This is a genomic window from Parabacteroides sp. ZJ-118, assembly GCF_011038785.1.
Classification (GTDB): Bacteria; Bacteroidota; Bacteroidia; order Bacteroidales; family Tannerellaceae; genus Parabacteroides.
The window spans coordinates 22,193-28,884 of sequence record NZ_JAAKDT010000042.1 but is presented as its reverse complement, the minus strand read 5'-3'; the positions used below and the strand labels follow the sequence as shown (position 1 = coordinate 28,884).

Here is a 6,692-nt window from a genome sequence, read left to right as displayed (position 1 = left end):
TTATATTTTTCCGGGCGTTTGCCTCTGCCCGCGGATTGGGCCTTGACTTCCTCACGCCGTTTCTCGGCTTTGGCGTCAACCTCGCCGGCTGCCTTCTCAAGCGCCTTGGCTGCATCCAGCCTGGCCTGCTCTTCAAACTCCGCGAACATTCCTCGCGTGGCTCTTGTTATATGTGTGAAAAAGAGAAGTAAGACAGCATTGGATAACTAATAAAACAAACAGAGTGATATGGAAATTGCAAGAGTAGCGGGTAGAGAGATCCTGGATTCACGTGGCAACCCGACAGTGGAAGTAGACGTACATTTGGCTTCCGGCGCGTTTGGCCGTGCGGCTGTACCCTCCGGCGCCTCTACCGGCGAGAACGAGGCGATTGAGTTACGCGATGGCGATACGAATCGCTACGGCGGTAAAGGAGTCCTCCGTGCCGTGGACAATGTAAATCAGGTGATCGCTCCCGCTATTTTAGGTATGAGCGCCTTAAACCAAAGAGAGATAGACCATAAACTATTGGAATTGGATGGTACAAAGACAAAATCGAATCTAGGCGCTAACGCTATGCTAGGGGTATCGCTTGCCGTGGCGAAGGCGGCGGCCGATTATCTGGATTTGCCTTTATATCGTTATATCGGTGGAATGAATACTTACGTGTTGCCGGTTCCCATGATGAACATTATCAATGGTGGTTCTCACTCCGACGCTCCGATCGCTTTTCAGGAATTCATGATTCGTCCGGTAGGCGCGAAGAGTTTCCGCGAGGGGCTTCGTATGGGGGCTGAGGTTTTCCATGCGTTGAAGAACGTATTGCGCGATCGCGGCTTGAGCACGGCTGTAGGCGACGAGGGCGGCTTCGCCCCGGCATTGGCGGGTACGGAAGATGCCTTGAATTCCATTATGGCCGCCATCAAGGCCGCGGGATATGAGCCGGGCAAGGACGTGACGATCGCCATAGACTGCGCCTCTTCCGAGTTTTATCACGAGGGCGTGTACGATTATACGAGATTCGAGGGTGAGAAAGGCGCGAAGCGCAACGCCCAGCGACAAGTCGCTTACCTGAGCGAGTTGGTGAGCAAATACCCGATCGATTCTATCGAGGATGGCATGGACGAGAATGACTGGGCCGGTTGGCAAATGCTTACCTCTACGCTGGGCGGGAAATGCCAGTTGGTAGGCGATGACCTGTTCGTCACAAACGTAGCGTTCTTGCGGAAAGGCATCGAGAGCGGTTGCGCGAACGCCATCTTGATCAAGGTAAACCAGATTGGTACGTTGAGCGAGACGTTAGACGCGATCGAGATGGCCCATCGTAATGGCTATACATCCGTGACGTCTCACCGTTCCGGTGAGACAGAGGACGCGACGATCGCCGATATCGCCGTAGCTACCAATAGCGGACAGATCAAGACCGGTTCATTGAGCCGTTCCGATCGTATGGCGAAATACAACCGGTTGCTTCGTATCGAGGAGGAACTGGGCCCCTTAGCGGTTTATGGTTATAAGACGTATAAGGGAGCACCGTGCTAAAAACAGGGCCTTTAGCTCACGGAATCGAGCGAGAAACGCCTTTTTGAGGTCACGGAGTTCCCGTAAAGCTCATTTTTTCTCATTGAGACCCGACCGGAAAACCATTGAGATACGGCGCTAAGTCAATGGAACGCGAGACGGATTCCAGTGACTTAGCCTCCCTGTTCCAGAGGCTTTTGGGGGAGGAGTATTCCGGCGGTTGATGGTTTACTCGTTCAAGGGTGACTTGTTAGCTACGAACGGCCGGATGGAACAAGGCGATAGCTATCGCTTGTCCCCGCGTAGCCCCTTGCTTCTCGTTATCGAGGTGGCGGATGGTACCCGTATCGTCCGTAAATTATCCTCCGGACGGTAGTCCGCGGAGCGGCTTCGATATACGATTCTTTCAATGCCCATCGTAAGCACCTTTGAATGGGCATTGTCGGATGCTTACGATGGGCATTGTAAGAAACGGTAAACGAAAAGCCACCCAGCGGAATGTTGGATGGCTTTTCGTATGGCAATAGAATCGGAGAGATTAGACTCTCTTTTCTTTGATTCTTGCTTTCTTACCGGTAAGGCCACGCAAGTAGTACAATTTAGCGCGACGTACTTTACCGATTTTGTTAACCGTGATGCTTTCGATAAACGGAGATTCGATCGGGAAAATCCTCTCTACACCTACGTTCTCGGACATTTTGCGAACCGTGAAACGCTTTTTGTCGCCGTGACCGGAGATACGGATGACAACACCGCGATACTGCTGGATACGCTCTTTGTTTCCCTCTTTGATACGGTAAGCTACCGTGACCGTGTCACCACTCTTGAATGAAGGATGCTCTTTCTTCGTAGCAAACGCTTCTTCTGCAATCTTAATTAAATCCATTTGCTTATAGCTTTTTAATTGTAATTTATAATGAAACGCAATTTAACGGGCTACCTTTCCCGACAGAGATTACGTAAAGCGGGTGCAAAGTAACAAAATAAATATTTGATTCGCAATAGGTAGATGCTTTTTGCCGGAGTTTTTTCGATTCGTATGGCGAAGGTTATGTTACTATGGCGATATTTTCCTACTTTTGAAGGGTAATAAGGATAATGTTGTGATGAGACAGATTGGTATCTTGCTTTTATGTTGTATTTCCTTCCTATCGGGTGGGGCGCGAACCGTCCCGAATCTGTATCGTTTGGTGGATCAGGAAAAGATGAATCATTGGGTTGATTCCGTGTTTGACGCGATGAGTTATGATGAACGGATCGGGCAGTTGTTTATGGTTATAGCGAACCCGAAGTCCGATAACCGGAATATGCAACGGCTCATGCGTTACGTGAACGAGATCAAGATCGGGGGTATCTTGTTCCACAAAGGGGATCCGGTGACGCAGGCGGAGGTGACCAATCGTTTGCAAAAGGCTTCCCGGGTTCCGATGTTGGTCGCTTTGGACGGGGAGTGGGGGCTTTCCATGCGATTAAGCGGAACCACCCGTTTCCCGAAAAACATGATGCTAGGCGCTATCGAGGAAAATGCCTTGATCGAGGAATATGGAAAAGAGGTAGGACGCCAGTGCCGGGAAATGGGAATCCATATAAATTTCGCCCCGGATATGGACGTGAACAGCAACGTGGATAATCCTGTAATCGGCCTGCGCTCATTTGGTGAGAATCCGGATGCGGTGGCGGAGAAAGGGATCGCTTACGCGAGAGGATTGGAAAGCATGGGTATCTTGTCTGTTTCCAAACATTTCCCCGGACATGGCGATACTTCCGAGGACTCGCACGAGACGTTACCCGTCGTGCGCCATAACCGGGCGCGCCTGGATAGCGTGGAGCTTCTTCCGTTTAAACGTTATATAGAGGATGGGCTCGCCGGGATAATGACAGGACATCTTTACGTCCCCGCGTTGGACAAAAGTCATAAGCCGGCCTCTTTCTCTAAGGCGGTAGTGACGGATTTGTTGCGGGAAGAACTTGGCTTTCAAGGTTTGCGCTTTACGGATGCTTTAGCGATGAAGGGGGCTTCCACCAAGAAAGCGGACAATCCTTCGGTAAAGGCTTTGCGCGCGGGGAATGATATCTTGCTCGCTCCGGCCGCTCCGATCAATGATTTCACCGCTGTGAAAGAGGCTATCGAAGAGGGTGTGTTGGATCTGGAAGCGATCGAGTCCAAGTGCTTGAAAATATTAAGGTATAAATATATCGCCGGATTGAATGCCTATAAACCGATCGATACAAAGGGATTGTCGGAACGTTTGAACGCTCCGCGCGCGGCATGGATGGCGGCTAAGTTGAACTCGGAGGCTATTACCGTCTTGAAGAATGAGGATACAATCTTACCTCTTAAACAGTTGAATAAGAAAAAGATCGCGGCGCTCTCGATTGGTGAGGGGGTCGGTAATGAATTCCAGAAAATGCTGGGCGAATATGATTCGATCGCTTGCTTTAGTATCGGACGGCGTTCTACGGCTGCCCAAGTCCGGCAGGTGTATGATCAATTGCGAAGTTACGACGTGATCATTTGCGGCGTGCATACGATTCGTATTCCCGAGAGTTTAGCGTTGAGGCAGCTAGCCGCGAAGAAAGAGTTGGTCTACGCGTTCTTTACCTTACCCTATGTTTGTAAGGAATATAAGGAATCGATCGAGAGGGCGAAAGCGGTTGTGCTGGCTTACGAGAGTACTCCTTTGGCGCAGGAATACGCGGCTCAAGTGATATTCGGTGGCATCGCGGCGAAGGGGAAACTGCCGGTTTCGATTCCGGGATTGTATTACGCGGGTACCGGCGTTTTTACGGAAAAAACACGTCTGGGGTATCACCGGCCGGAAGAGGTGAGCGTGAATCCGGTCCGTTTGGAGGTGATTGAGTCAATCGTGAAGGAGGGGTTGGATGAGAAGGCCTATCCCGGATGCCAAGTGCTGGTGGCGAAGGACGGCATGATTATCTATAATAAATCGTTCGGCTATTTTGATTACGAAAGTGGGCAGCCGGTCACGGAGGAGTCGGTTTACGACCTGGCTTCGGTATCGAAAGCGGCGGGGACTTTATTGGCGGTCATGAAGGCGTATGATGAGAAGAAATTCACCCTGAACAATAAGATCTCCGATTTTATACCGGAGTTGAAAGCGTCTGATAAAAAGGATGTATCGATAAAAGAGTTGCTATACCATCAATCGGGAGTGATCCCGACGATTAATTTCTACCTGGACGCGATTGATAAGGAGAGTTATAGAGGTAGTTTGTATAGTTCGGCGAAGAATGCCGCGCACCCGGTTCGTTTCGACGCTAAGACATACGTCCGGAACGATTTTAAATATCTTCCGGAGGTGGTATCCGATACACGGAAACCCGGGTTTACGACCGAGGTGGCCCGTGATTTCTATGTGAGTGATTCCTTCAAGGATACGATCTTGCAAGATATCAAGAAATCTCGTTTGGGTACGAGAGGAAGATATGTATATAGCTGCGTGAATTTCATTATGCTGAAAATGATGGTGGAAAATCTGATGAAATCTCCGATGGACCGGCTTCTTCAGGAGGATTTCTATAGCGGGTTAGGGGCTTGGCATACCACTTATAATCCGTTGAGGCGAATGGATACCTTGCAAATTGTACCTACGGAACAAGATGGATTTGTCCGTCGTCAGTTGCTTCGCGGATATGTGCATGATGAGGCGGCCGCTTTTCAAGGGGGTGTCTCCGGGAACGCCGGATTATTTTCGAACGCGAACGATTTGGCGAAGGTGCTTCAATTGATGCTAAACCAGGGGACGTATGGTGGCGAGCGCTATCTCTCTTTGGAAACCAGCCGTTTGTTTACGCAAAGCAAGAGCCCGACTAGCCATAGAGGGCTGGGATTTGACAAGCCGTTGATCGGTAATCCGAAAGCCTCGCCTTGTGGGGCTTTGGCTCCCGCATCGGTCTATGGACATACAGGATTCACGGGTACTTGTTTCTGGGTAGATCCGGATAACCGGCTTATTTATATATTTTTAAGTAACCGGGTGAATCCTAGCCGGGCAAATAATAAACTGGGGTCGCTCGATATACGTACTCGCATACAGGATGCGATCTATAAGGCGATTGATAGGAAAAGCCAAAAAGATTCGTAATTTTGTGACAGTGTTAACTGATAAGGTATTAATTAAAAAGCAAGTATATGTTATACGGACACGGTGATGATTTTTATAACGCGAAGAATGAGGTAAAGATAAACTTTAGCTCGAATGTGTGGCACGGAGCTAATTTGGATAAATTGAAGGAACATTTGATCGAGCATTTTGATAAGTTGACTCGTTATCCGGAGCCGGATGCCGCTACTTTGAAAAGATTGCTGGCCCGCCGGTATGAGATCATGGAGGAGAATATCGTAGTGACGAATGGCTCGGTCACGGCTTTTTATTTGTTGGCGCAAGCTTGGCGAGGCGCGAAATCCATGATCGCTATCCCTTCTTTCTCTGAATATGAGGACGCTTGCCGTTTGCATGAGCATGAGATCTCTTTCTTCCCGACATCCGATGATTTATCGGAGCTATCCTTGGAGGAACAGGACTTCTGTTGGATTTGTAACCCGAACAACCCGGATGGAAAGTTGATCCACCGCACGGAGCTTCTCCGTTTGATCTCGGCGAATCCGCGGACTACCTTCGTTATTGACCAGGCATACGTGGCTTTCACGACGGAAGATATGTTGAAGCCGACTGACGTGAAAACGCATAAGAACTTAATCCTTGTACAGTCTATCTCGAAGGCTTATAATATCCCCGGCTTGCGTATCGGCTATCTGGTTGCTTCTCGGGAGATCACGGAGAAGGTGAACCGGTATGTCATCCCGTGGTCGGTAAATGCGATCGCGATCGAGGCCAGTAAATATATCTTGATCCATCCGGCGCAATTTACGTTGCCGATCCGTAAATGGCAGCGCGAGACCGCGGATTTTATCTATCAATTAAGCAAATTGGATGGTTTGGAGGTAATCCCGACCGCTACGACTTTTTTCCTGGTTCGTTTGAAGAAGGGTACGGCCGCTGATTTAAAGCGATTCCTTTTGGATAATTACGGTATCTTGATCCGTGACGCTTCGAATTTCCGGGGCTTGGATGAGACTTATTTACGGCTCTCTACCCAGAGGCCGGATGAGAACCAGCTTTTACTTGAAGGGGTAAGCGTTTGGCTGAACCAACGATAAGCGAGACGAT

6 protein-coding genes are annotated in these 6,692 nt (G+C 49.4%); 5 read left to right on the top strand and 1 reads right to left on the bottom strand.

Features of this window, described 5'->3' with window-relative positions:
* From G7Y39_RS13535 to G7Y39_RS11005, 3 genes are all read left to right on the top strand, one after another.
* On the top strand, nucleotides 1–191 hold a 191-nt coding region (locus tag G7Y39_RS13535), incomplete at its 5' end, for a hypothetical protein (RefSeq protein WP_206225164.1).
* Nucleotides 192–228: 37 nt separating this feature from the next.
* Nucleotides 229–1,521, top strand: coding sequence for a phosphopyruvate hydratase (gene eno, locus G7Y39_RS11010; protein ID WP_165157518.1), 1,293 nt, complete (start codon nucleotides 229–231; stop codon nucleotides 1,519–1,521).
* A 202-nt stretch (nucleotides 1,522–1,723) separates the two neighbouring features.
* Nucleotides 1,724–1,876: a hypothetical protein gene (locus G7Y39_RS11005; RefSeq protein WP_165157517.1), complete on the top strand. Its 153-nt coding sequence runs from the start codon at nucleotides 1,724–1,726 to the stop codon at nucleotides 1,874–1,876.
* A gap of 162 nt (nucleotides 1,877–2,038) precedes the next feature.
* Here the strand turns inward: G7Y39_RS11005 and rplS are convergent, their stop codons facing one another.
* Entirely contained in the window at nucleotides 2,039–2,386 is a 348-nt protein-coding gene (gene rplS, locus G7Y39_RS11000) for a 50S ribosomal protein L19 (protein WP_165157516.1), read from the bottom strand.
* Nucleotides 2,387–2,606: 220 nt separating this feature from the next.
* Between rplS and G7Y39_RS10995 the strand changes: the two genes are divergently transcribed.
* Nucleotides 2,607–5,606: a glycoside hydrolase family 3 N-terminal domain-containing protein gene (locus G7Y39_RS10995; RefSeq protein WP_165157519.1), complete on the top strand. Its 3,000-nt coding sequence runs from the start codon at nucleotides 2,607–2,609 to the stop codon at nucleotides 5,604–5,606.
* Between the two features lie 47 nt (nucleotides 5,607–5,653).
* On the top strand, nucleotides 5,654–6,682 hold the full coding sequence (locus tag G7Y39_RS10990; RefSeq protein WP_165157515.1) for a histidinol-phosphate transaminase: 1,029 nt from the start codon (nucleotides 5,654–5,656) through the stop codon (nucleotides 6,680–6,682).
* Nucleotides 6,683–6,692 lie beyond the last annotated feature (10 nt).